The following is a 25095-nucleotide window of genomic DNA, read 5'->3' as shown; positions in this document are numbered from 1 at the left end:
AAATGTAAAGGACGGCTCTGTTGTGTATGTAGGGGTGAGTATTATTAGAAGAAAACAAAGTATTAGAATGAAAAACAAAGTATTAGAATCAAAAATAAAGTGTTAGACTCAGAAAATAAAGTGTTAGACTCAGATCTACGATGTCGTGAATCGGCATGAGGCGTTCGGCCACACTATGGAAGACGGAAGAAGAGTGGATATTGCTTCCGTCGATCAAGGAAATGAGACGAAGGTCATTGAAACGTTCGACGCGGAAAGCTCCAATCCCGCCGAGTTCCAGCAAGCATGCTGGCAAGCGATCATGGACAATTTCAAAGTCTATACCGAACAAAACTAATCATCGAAGAAGACGCCTGGGAAGATGCCCGGCGTCTTTCTGTTTGAATCCTAAAATACGAGCTTGCTCTTCGTTAACCTCAACCTTGTGCCGCATTCATGTTCATGTAGTTAATGGCCCACAGATGGCCGTCCAAGTCCACGAAGCCCCAATGATACATGAACCCATGATCTTCAGGTTCAGCGTGCAATTTCCCGCCCAAGGAGACCGCGGTATTCACGATTTCATCGACCTTTTCCCGGTTCTCGAAGGCCAATGCGATCGTCATCTGCGCATACTTGCTCGTATCGACGGATTCCTTCTCTGTGAGCGTATTAAAGAATGCTTGATTGATCAGCATGACCTGCAGGTTGTCGCCGATCACGATGGCTACCGAATTCTCATTCTCGGGGAATTGCGGGTTGAGTTCGAATCCGAGTCCGGTGAAGAATGCTTTCGATTGTTCTACGTTTTTTACGGGCAGGTTGACGCTCGTGAATGCGGACGTTAATGCCATTTTCAAAACACCTCTTCGTCAAATAAGTTTGTGTTCATTTATGCCTTCATTTATATAGACGACAGCCGATCCGGGAACTCATCGGTCTCATGGATTCGGTAGCGTAAATTTTGAAAAATAACTTGGTATTGAGTTCGGATACCCGCCATTCCCGTAAGGTTGCTTATTCTTATTGTGCAGGGATAGAGATTGAACCTCTCTAAAAAGGAATTCGTCTAAATATATGACAATTAAAGGGTGGGTATCGAGTGACGGAATGAGGGAATGGTAGGAAATTAAGAAATGTTCGAAACAGTCACCACTTCAGTATTAGGTTAAATGTCTTTTTCATGCTTACATTTCTCCTGTTCTCTTCACGAATCGTACGTTTTGCTTATCTACAGTTCGTCGAGGGTCGAAGTCTCTAGGAACGCCAGACAAGCATAATCACGAAGGGCGTATCCATCCCGCCCACCCGCGACAATATTTAAGATTCGGCGGGGCAGCAGATCGATTATTCGATCCAACTCATTCCTTATAGTTTACTTTCAAAACAAGCTTTAAGCAAGAAGCGGAGGAGGCGCTGGCTGCAAAACTCGTGCAGTTGTATAACGAAAAAGCCGAAGCGAATTCCAAGCCGTTGACGACTGAGAAAGTTATCGAGGCAATGGACATCAGAGTCCTTCGAATATATGGGAATTTGTTCGAATGATTGCTTACGACTCATGGACATCGTTTCTAATAAGTGGACTAATCTTGTTGATGGCCCCAAATTTTGGGCTACGAGGAAAATTCTTGCATCAATGAGGCATTACGCTCCCATGTTACAGAGGTAATCTTTTTTTGTACAAAGTCCAAGTTATTCATTCTACAGGAATTCTAACGGGCAGGATAGTAACCAGCAAGAGGGAGTTAAGCCTTAAGTTCGTGAGCTAAGACAATGGAAGGTGTGAGACCCTTTGAAGTGCAGCTCCGATGTAGTGGGATTGGGATCGCCCCAGTTGGATGAAGGGAGATTTGGAAAGTAAAGAAGAGGGCTTCCGCCCTCCGATGAAGCTTCAAAATCTTATACACGAGAGAATGTTAGTAGTCAGATGAGCTTGTTTTTTGACGCGAACAAATAGGCGCCGATGCCTGCGGCAATGGATAAATTCAGGGAATCCACGTCTGGGGTTTGTGCTATTTTCAAGCCGGTTCCCACATGGCTAAATATTTCTTCGTCAAGACCTGCAGCTTCATTTCCGAAAACAAGGGTAAACAGCTCCGTTACGGGACAGGTCTCGGGTGTCAGTGTGGTTGCAGCACGAAGCATGAAAGAAAACAGGTCGTGCCGACCGAACTGGCTGCGATATGACTCGAAGCTGGGAAAGGAACAACATTGAATCCGGAATAATGCCCCCATAGAGGCGCGGATGGCTTTGGGATGGAAATGATCTGCTCCGGGAGTAACGATCCCGAGATTGCCAAATCCCAAACCTGCGGTTATCCGGATAATGGTGCCGAGATTGCCCATATCCCCAGGATGGACGAGGAGAATATGAGGTTTATCGGAAGCAAGCCTATCTGAATATTTGGAAAACATCCCAAACACGAAGCAATTTTCTTTCCGATCGACCTTGGCGAAAGCCTTATCCTGCTGGACAACTGGAATATGCTGTTGTTGGCAGAGGGTTTCAAGAACACTGCGATCCCGATAAGCAGAATGGATATAAACGGCTTTTACGATCTCCGGCCGTGCCTGAATCATTTCAATAGTGGCGTATGCGCCAAGGGTATAGCTATAGTCCTGCTCTTTACGATATTGCTTTAATGAGAAATTTGTCATGCTTGTCATCGAAACCCGCTCCTTTATGAATTAATTTCATATAGGATGCAAAGTCTCTGGACCAACAGACCTAACTCAGGATGCCAAATTAGCTCCACACAAGGTTCAGGGTCTGTTTGCCCTTAAGACTTTGCGTGGAGCAGATCGAGTGTTACACCAAAATGAATAGCCAAAGGATTCACCCTCTTTCTAAGTTTGCCTGATATTATTATATCACTATCGCAACTTAAGCACTTATTTAGCGGCAACATGTTTTGATAAAGTAAAGGGTTAAGCGGAAATTAGTTTCGTCCGAAGAGGTGGCTGTCCGTTCTCTGGCAGCCGCTTGATGCGCTAACGGGAAACATTAGTTGAACAACAACAGCGGTCAGTTCATACTTTATTTTCAACGAACATCTTTTGAATATGCTAAAGACTGTATGCAACTGAAAAATAAAGATTATAACTAAATAAATATCATAAGCCGTCCTTGAAATGTAAAGGACGGCTCTATTTTTTATCAAAAATCAAACTAATTCATAGGGGTTAGTCACCCAATCTTCTTCTCTGCAAACTGCATTTAATAAAAATGCAGGCTAAATAAAGAAAGGGTGTATGAAGATGAAAAAAGTTGGAGTAAGAAAAGTAACACCGGTCAAAAAGAGAGCAACTGTAAAGCCGCCATATAAGGCAAGACAAAGAACACAACTTGAGAATGCACTTCAACAATTGAATGATGCACGACAAATTATCAACAGCAGCCGTGCTGCTCTCTTTGACGCCCGGAATAGAGTCAACGATGCAAGAGATTTAATCAACGAGGCATTAGATGAATTGTAATAACTGGCCTCAATCGTGAAAACGAATGATGCGAGCTAACTTGATATTCAAATGAAGACATACCTGGATTAATTTCAAAGTATTAGTTTATGGAATAAGGTTCTTGTGGAAAGATTGGTGTAATCTGCCACCTGGGCTATAGTTTATATGTAATACGTAGGGGCTGTCTCGTTAGGGGATTTCCTATGACAGAGACGGCCCTGAGCAATAGACTGACTCGTTTGAAAACGGGCTTCAAAAAAATATGAGAATGGAGACACCAAGGCAGAGATCCTTTGGTGTTTTTTTATGTCTTGAACGGAATGAAACCCAATAAAAGTGGAATTTTACCCAATGATCGGTTCCTTATGCCTGAGGACAATCGGCTCTATAATTATGTATGCGGTTACACAAAACCGAGGAATCAATATAAAGGGGAGGCAAAGTATGAAAAGTATGAAGCGTGTTCTAGCGGGGATCTCTACAATGCTTGTGATGACATCTGCTCTTACAGCGTGTGGCGGAAACTCAAATTCCAGCTCAAACTCATCCAGCCCAAGCGAAGCTCCGGCAGCTTCGGCCAGCGCATCAGCGGCACCAGCCAAGGGAGATGGCTCGAAGGTCACTATTAATCTCTGGAGCTTCACAGATGAGATTCCGAACATGACCAAAAAGTATATAGAAACTCATCCCGACGCAAATGTGGATTTTAAAACTACAGTTATTGCAACAACCGATGGCGCTTATCAGCCGGCTCTTGACCAGGCCCTGGCCGCTGGCGGTAAAGATGCTCCGGATATTTTTGCTGCTGAAGCGGCGTTTGTCCTCAAATATACGCAAGGCGATGCATCCAGCTATGCTGCTAACTATGCAGACCTGGGCCTTGACGATCAAATGGTTAAGGATGCAGGGATTGCCCAATACTCGGTTGACATCGGCAGCAAAGACGGCCAACTAAAAGGACTCGGCTACCAAGCGACAGGCGGAGCCTTTATCTATCGCCGCTCGATTGCCAAGGATGTTTTTGGAACAGACGATCCGGCCACTATCAAAAATGAAGTTGGACCTGGCTGGGAGAAGTTCTACGAAGCAGCTGCGAAGCTAAAAGCCAAAGGGTATGGCATCGTATCCGGCGACGGCGATATTTGGCACGCGATCGAGAACAGTTCTGAGAAAGGCTGGATTGTCGACGGCAAGCTTCATATCGATCCGAAGCGTGAAGAGTTCCTTGATCTCTCTAAGAAGCTGAAAGATAACGGCTATCACAACGATACAACGGACTGGACGGAAGCATGGTACGCAGATATGTCCGGTGCCGGCGCCCAACCGATCTTCGGTTTCTTCGGTCCCGCTTGGCTCATCAACTATACAATGAGCGGACAAGTAAAAGATACAAATGGCGACTGGGCAGTTACCGAACCGCCGACAGGCTTCTTCTGGGGAGGTACCTGGCTGCTTGCTAACAAAGACGTTACTAAGGACGATGCCAAGAAGCAAGCTGTTGCGGACTTTATCAAGTGGGTGACGCTCGATACCTCCGAAACCGGCCTCCAGTACTACTGGGCTAACGGAACGATGAAAGAGGGCGAACAAGGCACGAAGGACAGTGTTGCATCCTCTGTGGTAATGGCGAAGTCAAACGGTGAAGTTCCACTGCTCGGCGGGCAGAACATGTTCGATGTGTTCGTTCCGGCTAACGCTAACGCTTCAGGCAAGAACTTGACCCAGTACGACGAAACGATTAACAAGCTATGGCGCGAGCAAGTACGCGAATATACAGCGGGCAACAAAGACCGTGCTAAAGCAATCGAAACCTTCAAGCAGCAAGTCAAAGACCAGCTTGGTATCGATAGCGAATAAGAAAGAATTGAGGGGCGGGGGTTATCCCGTCCCTTCATATCAACTAAAGGGGTGAAAGCATGCGCCGCAAAGGTGTGAACTACTCGAAATTCGGTTATATCTTCACTTTTCCGTTTGTCCTGGCATTTCTGATTTTCTCGTTATATCCCATTTTATACACCGCAGTCATCGGCTTCACCGATATGCAGGGATTGATACCCAAACCGATTCACATTATGGATAACCCTTTTCAAAATTTCAAAGACCTCCTCTTTGATAACGTCTCATTCCGGAAGTCTCTAATCAACACAGGGTTGCTCTGGATCGTCAACTTCATTCCTCAGATCGTTCTGGCGCTCTTGCTCACTGCCTGGTTCACGAACAAACGCCTCAACATAAAGGGACAAGGTGCGTTCAAAGTCCTGCTCTATATGCCCAATATTATCACAGCGGGTACGATCGCCGTGCTTTTCAGCACTTTGTTTGCTTATCCGATGGGCCCCATAAACAGTATTTTTGATATGCTGGGATGGTCCGATGCTCCGATTTTCTTCCTTCAGGATAAGACAACAGCGCGGGGCATTGTGGCGTTCATCCAGTTCTGGATGTGGTACGGCAACACCATGATCATTCTTGTCGCAGGCGTTATGGGCATAAATCCCGCTCTCTTCGAGTCTGCGGCGATTGACGGCGCCAACGGATTTCAAACCTTTTTCCGTATCACGCTGCCGAGTCTCCGTACCATTTTGCTATTCACGCTGATTACATCGATGATCGGTGGCTTAACCATGTTCGATATTCCACAGCTGTTCCTTGCGGGCGGACCGGACGACTCCACGCTTACCACGTCCATGTTCATCTATGGGCAAGCGTTCAAGGGAAGCTATATGTACAACCGCGCTGCAGCGGCGAGCATGATCATGTTCGTGATCGCGGCAATATTGTCTGGATTGGTGTTCTATCTAATGCGTGACCGCGACGCGGGAAGAATGAAAAAAGCGGAAAAGAATTTTAAAAAATCTGCCAAAGCAGCAGCCGTGAGGGAGGTATAGCATATGGACCACAATTATAAAAACGGAACCGTTACCCGAAAGATAAACAAGACGATTATCTATATCGTCTGCATCTTTTTGGCGGTGCTTAGCATCCTCCCTTTTTGGATCATGTTTGTAAATGCTACCCGCTCTACGGCGGAAATCCAAAGCGGTCTTTCACTGCTTCCTTCGACCCACATGATGAGCAACCTGCGGGTGCTGCTGGATAAGAGCTTTGATCCCATACAGGGGTTCCTGAATTCGTTTATTATCTCGAGTTCAGCCACCATCTTAACGGTCTACTTCTCGTCCTTGGCGGCCTATGGGCTTGTGACCTATGACTGGAAGCTGCGTAAGCCATTCTTTACCTTTATCTTATGCGTGATGATGATTCCTTCTCAGGCAAGTGCCATCGGATTCTATCAGTTCATGTATAAAATACATTGGACAAACAGCTTTCTTCCGCTGATTCTGCCTGCGATAGCAGCTCCGGCGGTGGTGTTCTTCATGCGCCAATACCTGCTCGCAACGCTGTCGATAGAGATCGTAGAAGCAGCGCGCGTAGACGGGTCTGGTGAATTCAAAACCTTTAACCGGATCATCCTGCCGCTGATGATGCCGGCCGTGGCGACGCAAGCCATTTTTGCTTTTGTGGCCAATTGGAACAATTTGTTCATGCCGCTGATTTTGCTGACACAGAAGGAAAAGTATACGATGCCGGTCATGGTAAGCTTACTGCGCGGCGATATCTATAAAACGGAGTTTGGCTCGATCTATATGGGTCTGGCTTTGACGGCCTTACCGCTGTTTGTAGTTTATTTCCTGTTGTCCCGGTATATTATCGCGGGCGTAGCGCTGGGAGGCGTGAAAGAATAACCCCTTCCTGGGGTAATCAACCATACTAATTTTAATGAGGAGGAGAATCCGACTATGGCAGCACAAAATGAGCCGCTAGTTACCCATCTCTATACAGCCGATCCCTCCGCTCATGTATTCAAGGGCAAACTGTATATTTATCCATCCCATGACATCGACCACGACGGACCTACAAACGATAATGGCGACCAATATGCGATGGAAGATTATCATGTATTATCTATGGAAAATATTTCGAGGGCCCTTGGATGCATAAGTATGAGGGGAAATATTATCTGTCGTACTCTACGGGCACGACTCATAAAATCGTCTATGCAGTGAGCGATAAGCCTTGGGGACCTTTTGTCTTTCAAGGAACGGTCCTGAATCCGGCCTGTACTCCTTTAAGCGAACGTCCTGCTTTCAACTGTATGTGTTCTGAGATAACCTGATTCTGCTTAAGGATGTCTTGAAGCTAATGCTTCGGAGACATCCTTTTTTGCGTTTAATAATGTTCATAACCGTGGCGGGCCACACTGAGAATAACATCGATTAAGTTGAGGGTCGAAAACAGGAAATAAAGACAGAATAATTTCTCTTTATCGAAAGGCTTTTTACTTTATCATTTTACTTATAACTTTATTCACTATCATTATGAACGCGTATGAGGTGGTCGATTGGTCGAGCAAGTATTACTAGTATCTTTATTTACTTTTATTATTCATCTTTCCGAGACGCTTACATATTCCCTTCGTTTAGCTGGTGTACGTTTAGGGAAATTAGCGGTCGCCATGTCCTTATCGGGGATTATACTGCTCATTTCAAGAACAGCTAACATGGTCCAGGCCCTACTTACCGGCAAAATTCTAGACTACGCAAAACATAATCAGGATTATCATCTAATTGATCAGTTTCGGATTATTATCGGTGCTGCCGCCTTAGGGACATTTACAGCTTTATTACTGTTCCCATCAGCTGTATTACTCTCTTCAAGAGTGATATCTCATTTAGAAGTGGCAGGATCTATACCACAAATGATTCGTTCTTCGGTTTCTTTTCAAAAGATAAATAATGCACGATATCATTTGCGTTTTCCCAAATTATCGATGCTGTCAAGGCTGAGGATTGGAGGTATACCCAAAAGGCTGGTGGTTCTGAATTGTTTGGTAACCGCAATCTACACAATCGGTGTGCTAGCAGCTCTACTTGCTTCAACATTAACCACAGAATACTCGACTGCCGCCTCACAATCTTCTGGTCTAATAAATGGGATGGCGACTATTTTACTTACCATACTCATTGATCCGCAAATCGGTTTAATTACCGATAAAGTTCTAAGAGGAGAACGTAAGACGGCTACACTTAATAAGGTTTTTGGGTTATTAATGGTGTCTCGACTAGTTGGAACTGTTCTTGCACAGGTATTGCTGGAGCCAGCCGCTTATTGGATTAAATGGATGGTATCGGTACTATAATGACTCAAAAGGATTGTAGAAGAGATGAGCAATTCATTGAGCTAACGGGCAGAACACTTAAATAAAAAGCATAAAGAAGAGGAGTTCGTCATATGTACGGAATCATGGCTATTTCCGGGCTGTCCTTTCTTCTGGTGGCGGTATTTACCCCGCTGTTGATCTGGACGCTGCGCAGGCTGAGGCTAACGCAGCCAATTCGCGCCGAGCTACCAGCGGATCATCAGGCCAAACGAGGTACACCGCTTATGGCAGGGCTGACCCTGCTTATCGGGATAGCAATTTCGCTGCAGTTTCGTCCCGGGCCTCTAATGTTGCTCTTATGCGTTACATTTTTGTTGTTCAGCTCCGTCGGATTTCTGGATGATTTTATATGGCAGTCATGCTTCTGTTTGTGGTCGGCTCGGCGAATGCCATCAATTTTACGGACGGTCTTGATGGGCTGCTGATCAATGCGGCCGTTCCGACGTATTTTTTCTTTTTCATGATTTCGGACAAACCTGAAGTGCAGGCATTTTCACTCGTCATGATCGGCTGTTTGCTTGGGCTTTTCCTGTACAACATCTATCCGGCAAAAGTGTTTATGGGCGATACGGGTTCACTGGCGATAGGAGGTTCCCTTTCCGTTTTAGCCATCATTGAGAAGGTCGAGGTTTTGATTCCAATACTGTTTCTCGTCTATTTGGCAGAGCAACTGTCGGTCATTTTGCAGGTGTGGTGGTACAAACGGACGAAGTTGCGGCTGTTCCGGATGGCCCCGATCCATTACCATTTCAGCCTGAAGTACGGGTGGAGCGAAAACAAAATCGTGATGATTTTCGGTTTCATTTCCTGGGTATCCGTACTGTTTTGCTGGTTGATCTGGAAGTATCTCATGCTTTAAGCGCGCAATTCAGTATGCAACATAATTCCTACATAATGATTTTGCAAAATCGAATATGCAGTTTGGAAAAGCATCATAACAAAAAGGATTTGCGATTCTTTTATAGGGTCATTAAATACTTATTTTACGTTGACTGGCCCAGGCAGCTTAATCGTAAAAGCCGATCCCACCCCCGGCTCGCTGCTAACCTCGACCGTGCCTCCGCTTAAGCTGATAATTCGGCTGACCAGGGGCAGGCCGAGGCCGTTGCCTTCGGCAGAGCGGGCGGGATCGCCCTGGTAGAATTTCTCGAAAATATGCTTGCGGACCTTCGGGGCCATTCCTATTCCTGTATCAGAGATGACCGCTGTAATCCATGAGGGGCCGGGACGGAGAGAAACCGAAATTTCTCCGCCTTCCGGCGTGAATTTGACCGCATTGCCGAGCACATTGAGCCATACTTGCATCATGAGCTCTTCATTTCCGTAATAGCGCAGCTCCTCAAGATCAAGGTTAAGGCTCAGCTGCTTCGGCCCCCAAGCCGGTTCCAGTAATAGAAGAGCCTGCCGGAGCTGCTCGTCCAAGCGGTATTCCGTTTGTTCTGTGAGCAGTTCCTGGTTTTCGAGCTTGGATATTTTGAGGATATTGCCGGACAGGGTGGTTAATTGCCGGGCGCTGTCAATAATCATCCCGGTGTATTCGTCATGCTCTTCTTTGCTTAGACTGTCATCCTGCAAAAGGGTGGCATACCCCTCGATCGCCGCAAGGGGCGTCTTGAATTCGTGGGACACATTGACCACAAAATCATTGCGCAGAGTCTCGATGCTGCGCAGCTCCTGAACCATAATATTGAAGTGGTGAGCGACGTCGCTGATTTCGCCCACCCGGTGGGATTCATCCAAATGAATCTCAAAGTTGCCTTTGGAGACTTCCTTGGCTGCCTTGATCAGATCCGCGATGGGAGCTAATACTTTCCGGCCCACAGTCAAAGTGATCGTTGTTCCGAGGATGAGGCTGAATAATATAATGGTTAGAATAGGCGGGAAAGGATTTCTGTGCTGTACTAAATCATTGCCTAGACTGATATATAGATAGGCTAAGATCGACAAGAGTAAAAGGAAGGACAGGATAATCACAAACACCAACGATACAAAATACCACCACAAACCTCTGTTTTTAGGGCGCCTCATCCTCATCCCAGCTTCACCGCCTTATAGCCGAGTCCTCTTACAGTGACAATTTCAAAGTCTGTGCTCTCCCTGAAACGCTCGCGCAAGCGGTTAATATGGACCACTACTGTATGCTCATCGGATTCCGTATCCATCCCCCAAATTTCATCCATCAGCTGCTGTTTGGTAAAGATTTTATTCGGATAGGAGATTAGTTTATAGAGTAAATAAAATTCCTTTTGCGGAAGAAGGATGCTTTCCTGTCTCTGGTTGACGGTCAGGGAGTCATAATCCAGCACGGTTCCTCCACATTCAATCCGGCGTTCGCTAATAATCTTGGCACGCCGCAGCAGCGCCCCGACACGCAGAAGCATTTCATTTACATTAATGGGCTTAACCATATAATCGTCGATTCCAACGAGAAATCCCTGTTGTTTGTCAGCAAAGGTCTCCCGTGCAGTCACCATAAGAACCGGAAGATTATTGTTATTGTCTCTGAGTGTCCGCGTCAGCTCGTAGCCATCCATTTGCGGCATCATAATATCGCAGATCATCAAGTCGATAAATTCCTTATCCAACACCGTAAGGGCATCCTCGCCGTTAACTGCCGGGATTGCCCGGTATCCGTTTTTGGTCAGGACTGTACAGAAGAGCTGCCGTAATTTGCTGTCATCCTCAACTACAAGAATATTAAACATGAGGTTCCTCCCGGGGTGCTTCATAGGGTTCAGTATATAGATGGCTTAAGTATACTTCATGAACATCAATTGAATCTCAACTGCCTAAGTTGAGGTTTAGTTTATATTTGGAACTTATACTGGTGCCAGCAAGACAAGAACAGAGAAAGATTAGAGAGAGCAAAGAGTACAGGGATAGAAAAGGAGACTGATGAGATGCTGCAATTAAAAAACATCACCAAGAGCTATAAGACCGGAGACTTCACGCAGGTAGCGCTGGATAAAGTGAATCTGAATTTCAGGGAAAGTGAATTTGTCGCCATTTTGGGCCAGAGCGGTTCGGGGAAAACCACGCTGCTGAATATCATCGGCGGACTGGATCAATATGACAGCGGAGAGCTGGTTATCAACGGCCAGTCAACGGAGCACTTCAAAGACGCCGATTGGGATGCGTACCGCAATAATAGTGTGGGCTTTATTTTTCAAAGCTATAATCTGATTTCGCATCTGAGTATCACGGATAATGTGGAGATGGGGATGACGCTCAGCGGGGTAGACTCCGGTGAGAAACACCGCAAGGCGCTTGAAGTCCTGGAGAAGGTCGGACTCAAGGAGCATGTCCATAAAAAGCCGAACCAGCTCTCCGGCGGACAGATGCAGCGGGTAGCGATTGCCCGTGCCCTGGCCAACAATCCGGATATTATTCTCGCGGATGAGCCGACGGGGGCGCTGGATACGGAAACCAGTGAGCAGATCATGGAGCTGATTAAGAAGATTGCGGAGGATAAGCTGGTTATCATGGTTACGCATAATCCGGAGCTGGCTGAGAGCTATGCAGACCGTGTCATTCGTTTTTCGGATGGTCATGCGGTTTCGGACAGCAACCCGCTGGCGAATCAGAAGACCTCAAGCTCTTATAAGCTGAAGGAAACCAGCATGAGCTTTTTCACCGCCCTGAAATTATCCGGGAAAAATATCGCGACCAAGAAGTGGCGGACGGGCCTGACTGCTTTTGCCTCAAGTATCGGAATCATTGGCATTGCCTTGATCCTGTCCTTGTCGAATGGATTCGATAAGCAGATCAACACCTATGAAACGGGGGCGCTCTCTAACTTCCCGATCCAGATTACTCAGACACCGATAAATGTAGAACTGGGACCGCCAGCCGGCAAAGACTCGGAGCTTCCCTCGTACCCTAAAGAGAAAAAGCTATACCCCTATGATCCGAGCGAGAATTCATCACAGCATACAAATGTGTTGACTAAAGAATATATCGAGTATTTGAATCAGATTGACCCCGAGCTTATTGATGGTATTTCCTATACCCGCACCGTGAATATGAATGTGCTGGTTTCGGATGGCAAAAAGGCGGCTGCGCTGGATAAAAGCAATATCGGCTTCACCGCATATCCCAGCAAACAGGGAAGTGAGGCGGGAAGCTATCTGGAGCAATATTATGATGTGCTGGAAGGAACATTCCCTGCCAAGCCGACGGATGTCGTGCTCATCTTGGATGAATATAACCGCCTGACCGAAGCTGCGGCCGATGCCCTGGGGCTGGATTATAAAGCGGATAGTATCAATCTGGGAGATCTTATTGGTAAACAACTGAAGCTCGTAATGAACAACGACTATTACCGCAAAAACGGCGGGCAGTTTGTCGTAAACGGAACAGCCGCGAATGTTATGGACCTCTATAACAGTCCTAAAGCGGTGACCCTGAACATCGTCGGGGTGCTGCGCGGCCAGGAAGGCTCCAGCATATCTACACTGTCTCCGGGCATTGCCTATTCGGATGAGCTTGCCGCTTCATTTATAGCAGATGCGCAGAAATCCGAAATCGTTGTGGCACAGGAAAAAGCAGATTTCAACGTGCTGACCGGTCAAGTATTGTCTGATGGTGCCGCGGGCAGCGGCGCAGGCGGAGCCGGTACAAGTCCGATGGGGATGATGGGCCCTGGCAGAGGCGCAGCACTGGGGGCTGTTTCCTTAACTAAAGAGGATGTGCTGGCATCTCTGGGGGCAACGGACATCCCTAACTCGGTTTCGCTGTACCCGATTGATTTCAGCGCCAAGGAATCGGTCACGGCTTATCTGGATAAATGGAATGAAGGACGTGATGCCAAGGATCAGGTCGAGTATACCGATTTGGCCGCTATCGTTACCAATATATCTGGCGGTATTATGGACGGGATTACGATGGTGCTTGTTGCTTTTGCTGCGATTTCCCTGGTAGTGTCACTGATCATGATCGGGATCATCACCTATATCTCCGTCATGGAGCGGACGAAGGAGATTGGAGTCCTGCGCGCGCTGGGAGCCCGTAAGAAGGATATTACACGGGTATTCAATGCCGAGACCTTTATTATCGGAGCCTGCTCAGGCCTCCTGGGGATCGGCATTACCTACTTGTTGACGATTCCGGTTAATGCCATTCTCTATAATCTGACGGAACTGTCGAATGTCGCCCAGCTGAATCCGCTGCATGCGTTTATTCTGGGCGTGATCAGTGTAGGGCTTACGATGATCGGCGGATTCATCCCGGCCAAGATGGCCGCGAAGAAAGACCCGGTTACAGCCCTGCGCAGTGAGTAAGGGGCAGTGATGAAGGTGTACACTAACTAAAGATGCCGGAGCCTGGAATGAACGCAGTTCTAGTGCTCCGGCAATTTTTGTGTGAACGCGCTGAGGAGAAGAGGAACCTGGGGGAGTTCAATAGGCGTCAAGAGGCTGCTTCCCGCCCTTGCTTAACGAATCTGAAAATGGTCATTCGAAGAGCTGAGCAGCTTAAGCTCCTTGGCCTGAACAATTGCTTTGGTGCGCCGGTTGACTTTTAGTTTGGCAAAGATGTTTTTGACGTGCACCTTTACTGTGCCTATGGCGATAATCAGTTGATCGGCAATTTCTTTATTAGATAATCCTGCTGCCAGTAACGCGAGGACCTCAAGCTCACGATCGGTAAGCGGCTCCTCCATTGTAGCGGACATTGGCGGGGGTTCTTCGGTTAGCACTGGTTCCGGAAAGGCTGGCTCAGCCGAGTTCTGCAGCATGCACATCAATATTCCGTTTGAAGCCATAGCTTGAAGGACAGCCATCCGCTCGGACGCGAACACACCGCTTGCCAGCCTGTTTTCGAGATATAGAATCCCAAGCATATTACTATGAACGGTTACCGGGATGCAGAGTGCGGAACCGGGCCGGTGCTCCGCAATATACGGATTATGAATCAGCCAGCTGTCCTCGTCCCCGGAATAATAAACATCCTCCTGCGTGCGGAAAACATATCTGATGATGCCTTCGGGCAAGAGAGAGCTGCCATTCAATTCCAATGGGGCGGGGGGAACCTGCGCTTCAGAATCAGCATAGATCTGTATGTAGAGCCCATCATTACTGCCCATCAGCAGAGCACCCTTGCTGGCACCTGCGTACTTCATTATGGTATTCATGATCTCCGCAAGCACAGTATCGATGTCCACCTGATTGGATATCGCCTGGGTGGTTTTGAGGATTGCCGCAAGATCAAAGTTTTCAAAGGCATTTGGCATATTACGAGAGACGGTGGTTTCTGCCGCTAGTCGTATTTTGTTAGGTTCTGGCGTGCTTTGCAGGTTTTCGGAAGCTGTATCAGCGTTCTCATCCTGCTGCCAGTGCCGCATAAGCTTTTCTAACTGTGTGAGCTTCACTTGTACGCCCCACCCGGTATATGCCTCAAAGGCCGTTTGCAAATAAAATAAAGCCGTTTTTTGATTGCCGCGACTCCAGTAGTGGCAGGCGGCAAGCTCGCCCGAAAGGCTGGCCACCTGTATATCATCCCGCTCCCTGGCTTCACGAATGGCTTTGTCATACAATTCTTCAGCCCTCCTGAATTCGCCGGAAACACGGGCCATTTCGGCTTGAAGGAGATCATATCTGGGCTGATAATTATCCGGACTCCATGCCGCCCATTTCCGGAAACGGTCAAGATGGCTCAGGAGGCGCTTCTTAGTATGAGCCTCTTTCCATGACGGTGCAGAACCGGCCAATGCAGCGAGCGACTCATAGAAAAGGCATTCCGGCAAATGCGGCAAATGTGTCGCGTAGTCTTTATAGGATTCCGCCCGCTGCGCCCAGTGAATGGCTTCCTCATAATTACCAAGCAAGTAACAAAGCTGAGTCTTATAAGTATTGTATTGAAAGAAGGTAGTGGCTGAGGTCTCCTCAGTCTGAGTCCGGCGGAGGAACTCCTCCTCCTCAAACCCAGCGCTGCTGAAGGAGTAGGGGGCAGCCGTCCTCCCTTGAAGGGCAAGAATAAATTGCTGATACAGGTAGAAGTTCTGCTTCACGAACTCGTCATTTGTAGTATCAAGGACCACCATATATTCGGCTATGGTTCTTTCGAATTCACTTAAAGGCGCTCTGGTATAGAGCGAATTAACATGTGCGCCAATGGCATAGCTGGCAAACACATAGTCTCCTGACTCCAGGCCAAAGCGAAGCGCCTTGGACAAGTATCTCTCGCCTTCGAGCGCATTTCCGGCAAATTGGCAGAGCACTCCGCCGAACATAGTATAGGTTTTGCTTTTAACTGAAGTGATATTATAACGCTCGGAAAGCTCCATTCCGACCTTGCCAATGGCATAGCCCTTATCGAATTTACCCCATGCACTGCCCAACAGCATGCCATACGCAGAATAAACGGCTGCGGAAACAGGGGTATTTCCATATTTAATGGATAATTGAATAGCTCTGCATATCAGAAGGAAATAAATCCTTTTATTCGTGAAGAAGGTGGAGGGTATAATCGCAAGAATGAGATTCATTGCAGCTATCCGGTCATTATCGGACATTTCCTCCAAATCAGCGAGCCTATCGTACCGGTTGCGAAGAAGGACCTCCATTCGCACCGCTTCCATCATCAGTGCGAATTTGCCCGGATGGGGCGGAATGATGATATGATGCTCCCGCAGGCTTTCGAGACCAAGTGCTGTGCCCTCCAAATACTTGCCTTGATTAATATACTGCATAATCCGGATCATCTGAACTCTGCTCCGCTCAGCCGGACTGCGTGCAAACCCAAGCAGGAAATCGATTTGCCGGTCGGACTCCTTAGCATTTCCACATAAATATTCACATTCCGCTTGCTCCGCATGCAGTTCAAAACAGAGCTCGAAGGCGTTGTTCCAAGCTTCTGCGGACATTAGTTCTACCCCTTTTCTGAAATAACCCAGCGCAACGTCGTAAGCGGAAGCAGCCTTGGCACGGTTGCCCGCATCAAGATTTAGTTGTACGAGCTTAAGGTTCTCGGCTTCTTCCATATTTTTGCCGGAGCCTTTATTTAAATGATTGACCACATCAAACAAGTGCTCTCCATCCCCGGCAGCCTGCAAGGTTGCGGCAATCCGGATATGAATGGCCTGTCTCGCTTCATCCCCTATCTGGCTGTAAATCAGCTTCTGGATATTATCGTGGGCAAAACGGAATTCATCTGTATCATATGCCGAAATCATGCCTTCAGCCTCAATCGTGGCCCATTCTGCATGAACCTCCGGGGTTTCCCGTTTGGCAACGCAGGCTATCAGATCCGGGTGGAAGGTACTTCCCACGCAAGCCGCAATTTGCAGCAGCTCCTGTGCAACCCCTGAGAGACGCCGCAATCTGTGCTCCATTAAATCATTGATGGCATAGCTCGGTTCCTGCCCCATGATCTGTCCCAAATTCCATTGCCAGCATTGATTCCCGTGGTTGTACTGCAGGATGCCGTCGTCTTGAAAGTGCAGCAATATTTGCTTGAAATGAAACGGATTGCCGCCTGATTTAGGGTATAACAGCTCCGTAAAAGATAGTGCAGTCTCCTTCCCGCTATTCAGTGTCTCCATCACAATATGATTCATTTGCTCAAGACTAAGCGGTGACAAATGAATATGGCGGATTACTGCCTGATCGGTAATGCTCCCATCCAGCTCGTATCCCGGCAGCTTGCTGCGGTCTGTTTCGTTAGGGCGATAAGCGCAGATGAACATCAAATATTGGCATTCCGGGTCGCACATCAGCGCATGAATCAACTGCAGTGAAGATGAATCCGCCCACTGTAAATCATCAATAAACAGGACGAGAGGGTATTCTTTGGAGGCTAGGGCTTGTACAAATTTGCGGAAAATATAGATGAACCGTTTCTTCGATTCATTGGCCGGAAGCTCCTCCGCAGACGGCATGGAGCCCAGGATCAGCTCCACTTCAGGAATAATATCAGTAATGACGTTAGCGCTTGCCCCAAGTGTTTCCTGCAGTCTTTGCCTCCACAGCTCGGACTGTTCCTTGCGTTCTCCCAGCAGATGCCGCATCAAGCCACGAAAGGCTTGGATAATCGGATGATAGGGGCTTTCTTTAGATATTTGCTCGAATTTACCGGTGACATAAAAAAAATTACGGGCATGCTGCTGTTTGCGGAAAACCTCGTCTATAAGGCTCGTTTTGCCGATGCCGGCTTCGCCCGAAACGTAGACCATTTCTGTTGATCCGAAGCAAGCGGAATAAAAGGCCTGGGTCAGCATGGAGATCTCATATTCTCTTCCGTGAAACCCGGGTTCCATGAAAAGGGTGTCTTGGGAACGTCCGATTTTGTCTAGGTCTGCTAGTAAAAAACCGGCATTCTGGTAGCGATTATCCGGATTTTTGTCGAGCAGCTTCATTACTACAGCCTCCAAGCCGTCAGGTAAATGTGACTGTTCCCGTGTTAGTGGAGGAGGGGCTTGTGCCAGATGCATATACACCCATTCCAGCGGATTGTCGGCAAGAAAGGGCAGATATCCGGCCAAAATTTCGTAGAAAATAACGCCGATAGAATATAGATCGCTTCGCTCATCCACTGTCCGCAGCATTCTGCCTGTGTTCTCAGGCGAACAATAGGGTAAACCCGTGTCAGACATACCATAGCCAGCCGGACGGATATAACCGTTGTCCGAGCGTTGCAGTGCATAACCTGAATCTATTAAATAAGCCTCTTGGCCATTGGAACGGACCCCGATCCGCTCAGGCCGCAAATCCAGATGAAGGGTCTGCAGCTGATGAAGCTGCAGGACACCTGCCGCGATGGACCTGGCAAGGGTGAGAAATACCTCCGGTTTTGTACAGGGCTGTCGATTCATGAATTCTCTTAGCGTCATATCTGCATCATGCTGCAGGCTTTTACCAGAATCAGCGTTTTCGAGTAGGATTCTTCTGATAACACTGTCAACTTGTTGATTCACTTTCATTTTTGAACACCTCTAATATTAGGCTTAGTAGCGAATACATATTATTGTAATGGAAGATACAACTTTTTAGGTATAGAGAATTTTAAATATTAACTCTATGCTTGGAGCATGACTTATTAGCTGATTTGAGAAATGGGAGAGGTTTAGGTGAATAAATGGAGAATGCCCTAATTGCTTTTATTAGTATTCTTCTTCTTGGCGTTGTGATCTTTGTGAAGATTTGGTGGGATGGACCCGGGATAAGCTTTAAGTTTACAAAATGGTATTTTGGCATTTTTTTATTAGCGGCGCTGATTGTCGGGGTAGGCACTTTTTTCGTGAGTTAAGTCATTATATCGGTAAATCCGTCCGGTTTTGGTAGATAAAAGATTCAACTTACATAAGCGTTCTTTCGATTCATCGGGAAGTCAGGAAATGGAGGATATTTAATGAAAGGTATACAACGATACGAACGCCGGATCGCCATGATTTTGGTATTCATGGTTGTTTTCGGATCGGTGTTTTATGGGGATGTATCTGCTGCAGATCCAGTGGTATTGGATCAAAAGCAGGAAAATGTGACAGGGAATGTATGGGTCAATTATGAAAATGGAAGATATCAAACCTTTACTCCGGGGATTACCGGAAATCTCAGCAGGATTGAACTGAATATATTCGATACCTATGGTTCACCTGGAGTCCTGAAGTTAAAAATTTATAAGGAAGGGAATCTTTCGGTATTGCTCGGTGAAGCGCAACTGGCTTCCTACAGCACAGGCTGGACGTCGGTTGACTTTTCTGGAGCATCACCTTATTTGCAGAAGGACACGATGTATAGAATGGTTGCTTCTACGGAGTTCGGAGGATCGAGTGGTTTCGGGTGGTATAGCAGCAGTGGCAACCCGTATACAAGAGGATACTCCCCGGCTAACAATTATGACTTCTCTTTCAGAACGTACATGATTGCCGATTATTCGACATCTCCTGCATTAAGTGAGATATCCAGTGCAGAGTCCAGCCTTGTAGCGGACGGCACGAGCCAGACGACGGTTACCGTGAAGCTGAAGGATGCGCAGGGCAATGCGCTTACCGCCGGAGGGTCGACGGTGGGAATCACGTCGACATCCGGTACGGTGAGTCCAGTCACGGACAACCATAACGGGACCTATACGGCGACGCTGACAGCGCCGGCAGCGGCAGGAACGGCGACCGTAAGTGCAACGGTCGGCGGCGCTGCACTGACAGGCACGGCAACGGTCCAGTTCGTAGCCGGGTCACCGTCGATGGCGACCAGCACAATCGAGGTTGGAGCTGTTTCGTTGACGGCGGACGGCACGAGCCAGACGACGGTGACCGTGAAGCTGAAGGATGCGCAGGGCAATGCGCTGACCGCCGGAGGGTCGACGGTGGGAATCACGTCGACATCCGGTACGGTGAGTCCAGTCACGGACAACCATAATGGAACCTATACGGCGACGCTGACAGCGCCGGCAGCGGCAGGAACGGCGACCGTAAGTGCAACGGTCGGCGGCGCTGCACTAACAGGCACGGCAACGGTCCAGTTCGTGGCCGGGTTACCGTCGATGGCGACCAGCACAGTCCAGGTTGGAGATGCTTCGTTGACGGCGGACGGCACGAGCCAGACGATGGTGACCGTGAAGCTGAAGGATGCGCAGGGCAATGCGCTGACCGCCGGAGGGTCGACGGTAACGGTTGCGTCGACATCCGGTACGGTGAGTCCAGTCACGGACAACCATAACGGGACCTATACGGCGATGCTGACAGCGCCGGCAGCGGTAGGAATGGCGACTGTAAGTGCAACGGTCGGCGGTGCTGCACTGACAAGCACGGCAACGGTCCAGTTCGTGGCCGGGTCACCGTCGATGGCGGCCAGCACAATCGAGGTTGGAGATGCTTCGTTGACGGCGGACGGCACGAGCCAGACGACAGTGACCGTGAAGCTGAAGGATGCGCAGGGCAATGCGCTGACCGCCGGAGGGTCGACGGTGGGAATCACGTCGACATCCGGTACGGTGAGTCCAGTCACGGACAACCATAACGGAACCTATACGGCGACGCTGACAGCGCCGGCAGCGGCAGGAACGGCGACCGTAAGTGCAACGGTCGGCGGCGCTGCACTGACAGGCACGGCAACGGTCCAGTTCGTGGCGGGGGCACCGTCGATGGCGACCAGCACAGTCGAGGTTGGAGATGCTTCGTTGACGGCGGACGGCACGAGCCAGACGACGGTGACCGTGAAGCTGAAGGATGCGCAGGGCAATGCGCTTACCGCCGGAGGGTCGACGGTAACGGTTGCGTCGACATCCGGGACGGTGAGTCCAGTCACGGACAACCATAACGGGACCTATACGGCGATGCTGACAGCGCCGGCAGCGGTAGGAATGGCGACTGTAAGTGCGACGGTCGGCGGTGCTGCACTGACAAGCACGGCAACGGTCCAGTTCGTGGCCGGGTTACCGTCGATGGCGACCAGCACAATCGAGGTTGGAGATGCTTCGTTGACGGCGGATGGCACGAGCCAGACGACAGTGACGGTGAAGCTGAAGGATGCGCAGGGCAATGCTTTAACTGCCGGAGGGTCGACGGTAACGGTTGCGGCGACATCCGGTACGGTGAGTCCAGTCACGGACAACCATAACGGAACCTATACGGCGACTTTGACAGCGCCGGCAGCGGCAGGAACGGCGACCGTAAGTGCAACGATCGGCGGCGCTGCACTGACAGGCACGGCAACGGTCCAGTTCGTGGCGGGGGCACCGTCGATGGCGACCAGCACAATCGAGGTTGGAGATGTTTCGTTGACGGCGGACGGCACGAGCCAGACGACGGTGACCGTGAAGCTGAAGGATGCGCAGGGCAATGCTTTAACTGCCGGAGGGTCGACGGTGGGAATCACGTCGACATCCGGTACGGTGAGTCCAGTCACGGACAACCATAACGGAACCTATACGGCGACGCTGACAGCGCCGGCAGCGGCAGGAACGGCGACCGTAAGTGCAACGGTCGGCGGCGCTGCACTGACAGGCACGGCAACGGTCCAGTTCGTGGCGGGGGCACCGTCGATGGCGACCAGCACAATCGAGGTTGGAGATGCTTCGTTGACGGCGGACGGCACGAGCCAGACGACAGTGACCGTGAAGCTGAAGGATGCGCAGGGCAATGCTTTAACTGCCGGAGGGTCAACGGTAACGGTTGCGGCGACGCAGGGGACGGTGAGTCCAGTCACGGACAACCATAACGGGACCTATACGGCGACGCTGACAGCGCCGGCAACAGCAGGAACGGCGACCGTAAGTGCAACGGTCGGCGGCGCTGCACTGACAGGCACGGCAACGGTCCAGTTCGTGGCGGGGGCACCGTCGATGGCGACCAGCACAATCGAGGTTGGAGATGTTTCGTTGACGGCAGACGGCACGAGCCAGACGACGGTGACCGTGAAGCTGAAGGATGCGCAGGGCAATGCTTTAACTGCCGGAGGGTCGACGGTGGGAATCACGTCGACATCCGGTACGGTGAGTCCAGTCACGGACAACCATAACGGAACCTATACGGCGACGCTGACAGCGCCGGCAGCGGCAGGAACGGCGACCGTAAGTGCAACGGTCGGCGGCGCTGCACTGACAGGCACGGCAACGGTCCAGTTCGTGGCGGGGGCACCGTCGATGGCGACCAGCACAATCGAGGTTGGAGATGCTTCGTTGACGGCGGACGGCACGAGCCAGACGACAGTGACCGTGAAGCTGAAGGATGCGCAGGGCAATGCGCTGACCGCCGGAGGGTCAACGGTGGGGATCACGTCGACATCCGGGACGGTGAGTCCAGTCACGGACAACCATAACGGAACCTATACGGCGACGCTGACAGCGCCGGCAGCGGTAGGAACGGCGACCGTAAGTGCAACGGTCGGCGGCGCTGCACTGACAAGCACGGCAACGGTCCAGTTCGTGGCGGGGGCACCGTCGATGGCGACCAGCACAATCGAGGTTGGAGATGCTTCGTTGACGGCGGACGGCACAAGTCAGACGACGGTGACCGTGAAGCTGAAGGATGCGCAGGGCAATGCTTTAACTGCCGGAGGGGCGACGGTAACGGTTGCGTCGACATCCGGTACGGTGAGTCCAGTCACGGACAACCATAACGGAACCTATACGGCGACGCTGACAGCGCCGGCAGCGGCAGGGACCGCAAAGATAAGTGCCACTATCGATGGCAGTGCGCTAGCCTCAACGGTAACGGTTCAGCTTATACCGGGTGAAGTAAGTTCATCTTACTCTACAGTTACGGCAAGCGATCTAGTCGTACGGGCAGATGGGAAAAGCCAAGCCTCGATCTACGTGAGGCTTAAAGATAAATATGATCATCCACTCGCCGGAAAACGGGTGCAGCTTCAAGCTCAAGATGGAAGCTCTGTGACCCAAGAAGTTTATGGAGTTACTAATGAAGAGGGGCTTGCCACATTTGCGGTCAGCAATGTAATGGCAGAGAAAGTGACTTATTCTGCAAAGGAAGAAGCAAGTGGTATATCACTGGACGAAACGGTGAGCATTACTTTTACGTACGATCAGCCTCCAGTTATCAAACTGCAGGTTGATACTGCCGCTCCAACCTTCTCCAGTGTACATGTTGCGGTTTATGCGTCAGTATATGGCGAATACAATAGTATTTCTTCAATAAAATGGGCAGCTGGAAGCCGTTCGATCTCTTATTTTGACACACAGGGAACACAAATTAAAGACCATTTCACCGTACAGGAGAATGGGATTTATTCAGTCTATGCGGCAGATACAGCAGGTAACGCAAATGTTAGCTTGATTGAAATCCAGAATATCGTACCTTTGAGCAGCGATTCGGACTTGACGGGCTGGCAGCTAATCGGGCTTGGCGGGACGGTGAAGTTTGATTTTGATGCGGGTAAACTAAGCAATACACTGGAAGTCAGTGATTCGGTGTATGGTTTGAGAATGCTGCTGACTCCCGCAAATGTGCATGCAGCCGTCTATGTGAACGGACTCCAGGTAGACAGCAATGCACTAACCAAAGAGTATGTTCTTGCAACAGGTCAAAATAAGTTTGAGGTCCGTGTCAAGGCGCAAGACAGTTCATTTAAAACCTATACGCTCAACGTGATTCGTTCAGCGGCCAGTAAGGTTCCGGATTCCGGATCTGTCCCGGGCGGACCCGCGATTGTTCCCGGTTCTTCGAGTCCGTCATTGCCTGGCAATGCACCAGTGGTTTGGATTAATAACAGAAAAGTAACAGGGCTTGCCACACGTAATGTAAATGCCAATGGAGCAAAAACAATCGACGTTCTGCTGAATATGGATAATCTGTACCAGGCCCTTGATTCGCTATCCAATACGGCTGAAGCTAATCTTTCGATTTCAGTTGAAGAAGAGGCGGATCAACTGGCGCTCAGGCTTACCGGCAATACAGTCCCCATCCTGGCTGGCAGGACGGCTGCAATTACTATAAAAACACAATATGGCCAATATCGCTTGCCGCTAGTTGAGATTATAAATCAGCAGACCACTTGGACGGACGATGTGGAAGTCCAGATTATCATCGAGCGTGGCAAGCGGGAAACGGAGCTGCAAGAGGCGGCCACTACAAACGGGTTTCACCTGGCAACCGATCCGGTTCATTTCAATGTCCTTGTAACGGGTAATGGCAAGAAAAAAGAAGTCACCCGCTTTAACCATTATGTAGAAAGAGTCATTTACTTATCCGAGAATGCCGGAGCGGCATCAACGGCTATCATATGGGACCAGAACTCAGGGGTGCGCCCGGTACCAACGGAATTCACTATAGTTGACGGGCACCAGGCTGCTGTTATTCGCAGTCTCACAAACAGCACTTATGTAGTGGTATCCATAACGTCTCCATTAACAGATATTAAGGGACACTGGGCGGAACCGGAAATTTCCCAAATGAGTAACAGAATGATTGTACAGGGAACAGAAGGAGGACACTTCGCTCCTGGAGCAGCGATTACACGGGCCGAACTCGCTGCAATGGTAGCAAGAGCGCTGGGGTTGCCGGAAGGAGACAATTCAGGGTTCCGGGATGTAAACGGCTTGAGCTGGTACAGCAGTGCTGTGGCGGCAGTAAAAGCATACGGGATTATGGATGGTTTCGGTGATGGTGCTTTCAGACCTAACCAGAAGGTATCTCGGCAAGAAGCGATCGTAACTATCATTCGAGCGCTGCGTTTGACGGATGCTGCTCCAGCAGGCAACGTTGGAGTACAAGCGGATCTGTCCCTTTACACTGACAGCAGTCAAATTGGCGCCTGGGCAAAGGAAGCGCTGCGGACAGCGATTTATGAAGGTCTTATGAAAGGGTATGGAGATGAGTTGCGTCCGCAGCAGGCAGTAACCCGTGCTGAGACGACCGTATTGCTGCACAGACTGCTGCTGCAAGCAGGACTAATTAATGGGTAATGTTCGTGCCTTATGAGCCGGAGATGGCTCGATGCAGCACAACCGCCAGGTTGCCAAAGAAGCAACCCGGCGGTTGTGCT

General features: G+C 49.3%; 13 protein-coding genes and 2 pseudogenes. 10 read left to right on the top strand and 5 right to left on the bottom strand.

What is annotated here, in order from left to right; all coding sequences use genetic code 11:
- Window positions 1-175: 175 nt before the first annotated feature.
- Entirely contained in the window at window positions 176-337 is a 162-nt protein-coding gene (locus PGRAT_RS33815; protein ID WP_167337239.1) for an SRPBCC family protein, read from the top strand.
- A gap of 79 nt (window positions 338-416) precedes the next feature.
- On the opposite strand, the gene PGRAT_RS27495 is transcribed toward PGRAT_RS33815, so the two are convergent.
- Both PGRAT_RS27495 and PGRAT_RS27490 read right to left on the bottom strand, forming a co-directional pair.
- Window positions 417-833 carry a VOC family protein gene (locus tag PGRAT_RS27495; protein WP_025703537.1) on the bottom strand — a complete coding sequence of 139 codons (417 nt, stop codon included), beginning with the start codon at window positions 831-833 and terminating at the stop codon, window positions 417-419.
- A 1069-nt stretch (window positions 834-1902) separates the two neighbouring features.
- Window positions 1903-2646, bottom strand: a complete 744-nt coding sequence (locus PGRAT_RS27490) for a TrmH family RNA methyltransferase (protein WP_025703536.1) — start codon at window positions 2644-2646, stop codon at window positions 1903-1905.
- Between the two features lie 591 nt (window positions 2647-3237).
- Here PGRAT_RS27490 and PGRAT_RS27485 point away from each other — a divergent pair.
- The 7 genes and pseudogenes from PGRAT_RS27485 to PGRAT_RS31330 all read left to right on the top strand — a co-directional run bounded on the left by PGRAT_RS27485 (window position 3238) and on the right by PGRAT_RS31330 (window position 9518).
- Window positions 3238-3456: a hypothetical protein gene (locus PGRAT_RS27485; RefSeq protein WP_025703535.1), complete on the top strand. Its 219-nt coding sequence runs from the start codon at window positions 3238-3240 to the stop codon at window positions 3454-3456.
- A gap of 426 nt (window positions 3457-3882) precedes the next feature.
- Window positions 3883-5295, top strand: coding sequence for an ABC transporter substrate-binding protein (locus PGRAT_RS27480; protein ID WP_036703030.1), 1413 nt, complete (start codon window positions 3883-3885; stop codon window positions 5293-5295).
- Window positions 5296-5354: 59 nt separating this feature from the next.
- Window positions 5355-6326, top strand: coding sequence for a carbohydrate ABC transporter permease (locus PGRAT_RS27475; RefSeq protein ID WP_025703533.1), 972 nt, complete (start codon window positions 5355-5357; stop codon window positions 6324-6326).
- Between the two features lie 3 nt (window positions 6327-6329).
- A complete protein-coding gene (locus PGRAT_RS27470; RefSeq protein ID WP_025703532.1) occupies window positions 6330-7184 on the top strand; it encodes a carbohydrate ABC transporter permease in 855 nt (284 codons plus the stop codon).
- 54 nt (window positions 7185-7238) lie between these two features.
- Window positions 7239-7555: pseudogene (locus PGRAT_RS34570) on the top strand (alpha-N-arabinofuranosidase); the annotation flags it as partial.
- Between the two features lie 285 nt (window positions 7556-7840).
- Window positions 7841-8638 carry a lipid II flippase Amj family protein gene (locus PGRAT_RS27460; RefSeq protein ID WP_025703530.1) on the top strand — a complete coding sequence of 266 codons (798 nt, stop codon included), beginning with the start codon at window positions 7841-7843 and terminating at the stop codon, window positions 8636-8638.
- Window positions 8639-8730: 92 nt separating this feature from the next.
- Window positions 8731-9518: pseudogene (locus PGRAT_RS31330) on the top strand (MraY family glycosyltransferase).
- 119 nt (window positions 9519-9637) lie between these two features.
- Here the strand turns inward: PGRAT_RS31330 and PGRAT_RS27450 are convergent.
- Together PGRAT_RS27450 and PGRAT_RS27445 are read right to left on the bottom strand one after the other, a co-directional pair.
- Window positions 9638-10687: a HAMP domain-containing sensor histidine kinase gene (locus PGRAT_RS27450; RefSeq protein WP_202903620.1), complete on the bottom strand. Its 1050-nt coding sequence runs from the start codon at window positions 10685-10687 to the stop codon at window positions 9638-9640.
- 2 nt (window positions 10688-10689) lie between these two features.
- A complete protein-coding gene (locus PGRAT_RS27445; protein ID WP_025703528.1) occupies window positions 10690-11364 on the bottom strand; it encodes a response regulator transcription factor in 675 nt (224 codons plus the stop codon).
- Window positions 11365-11559: 195 nt separating this feature from the next.
- Between PGRAT_RS27445 and PGRAT_RS27440 the strand changes: the two genes are divergently transcribed.
- A complete protein-coding gene (locus PGRAT_RS27440) occupies window positions 11560-13938 on the top strand; it encodes an ABC transporter ATP-binding protein/permease (protein WP_025703527.1) in 2379 nt (792 codons plus the stop codon).
- Between the two features lie 152 nt (window positions 13939-14090).
- Here the strand turns inward: PGRAT_RS27440 and PGRAT_RS27435 are convergent, their stop codons facing one another.
- Complete coding sequence (locus tag PGRAT_RS27435; protein WP_025703526.1) at window positions 14091-18575, bottom strand: helix-turn-helix transcriptional regulator; 4485 nt, start codon at window positions 18573-18575, stop codon at window positions 14091-14093.
- Between the two features lie 428 nt (window positions 18576-19003).
- Here PGRAT_RS27435 and PGRAT_RS33560 point away from each other — a divergent pair, with 428 nt between their 5' ends.
- Window positions 19004-25015, top strand: a complete 6012-nt coding sequence (locus tag PGRAT_RS33560) for an invasin domain 3-containing protein (RefSeq protein ID WP_052415739.1) — start codon at window positions 19004-19006, stop codon at window positions 25013-25015.
- Window positions 25016-25095 lie beyond the last annotated feature (80 nt).

The sequence above is a fragment of the Paenibacillus graminis genome (assembly GCF_000758705.1).
GTDB lineage: Bacteria > Bacillota > Bacilli > Paenibacillales > Paenibacillaceae > Paenibacillus_AQ > Paenibacillus_AQ graminis.
Note: the sequence above shows the minus strand (reverse complement) of the source record. Positions and strands in the feature narration are given on the sequence as shown.

Excerpts from the sequence above, each read along its gene's own strand:
- PGRAT_RS33815 (WP_167337239.1), top strand. The coding sequence starts at position 176 with ATGGAAGACGGAAGAAGAGTGGATATTGCTTCCGTCGATCAAGGAAAT.
- PGRAT_RS27495 (WP_025703537.1), bottom strand. The coding sequence starts at position 833 with ATGGCATTAACGTCCGCATTCACGAGCGTCAACCTGCCCGTAAAAAAC.
- PGRAT_RS27490 (WP_025703536.1), bottom strand. The coding sequence starts at position 2,646 with ATGACAAGCATGACAAATTTCTCATTAAAGCAATATCGTAAAGAGCAG.
- PGRAT_RS27485 (WP_025703535.1), top strand. The coding sequence starts at position 3,238 with ATGAAAAAAGTTGGAGTAAGAAAAGTAACACCGGTCAAAAAGAGAGCA.
- PGRAT_RS27480 (WP_036703030.1), top strand. The coding sequence starts at position 3,883 with ATGAAAAGTATGAAGCGTGTTCTAGCGGGGATCTCTACAATGCTTGTG.
- PGRAT_RS27475 (WP_025703533.1), top strand. The coding sequence starts at position 5,355 with ATGCGCCGCAAAGGTGTGAACTACTCGAAATTCGGTTATATCTTCACT.
- PGRAT_RS27470 (WP_025703532.1), top strand. The coding sequence starts at position 6,330 with ATGGACCACAATTATAAAAACGGAACCGTTACCCGAAAGATAAACAAG.
- PGRAT_RS27450 (WP_202903620.1), bottom strand. The coding sequence starts at position 10,687 with ATGAGGCGCCCTAAAAACAGAGGTTTGTGGTGGTATTTTGTATCGTTG.
- PGRAT_RS27445 (WP_025703528.1), bottom strand. The coding sequence starts at position 11,364 with ATGTTTAATATTCTTGTAGTTGAGGATGACAGCAAATTACGGCAGCTC.
- PGRAT_RS27440 (WP_025703527.1), top strand. The coding sequence starts at position 11,560 with ATGCTGCAATTAAAAAACATCACCAAGAGCTATAAGACCGGAGACTTC.
- PGRAT_RS27435 (WP_025703526.1), bottom strand. The coding sequence starts at position 18,575 with ATGAAAGTGAATCAACAAGTTGACAGTGTTATCAGAAGAATCCTACTC.
- PGRAT_RS33560 (WP_052415739.1), top strand. The coding sequence starts at position 19,004 with ATGAAAGGTATACAACGATACGAACGCCGGATCGCCATGATTTTGGTA.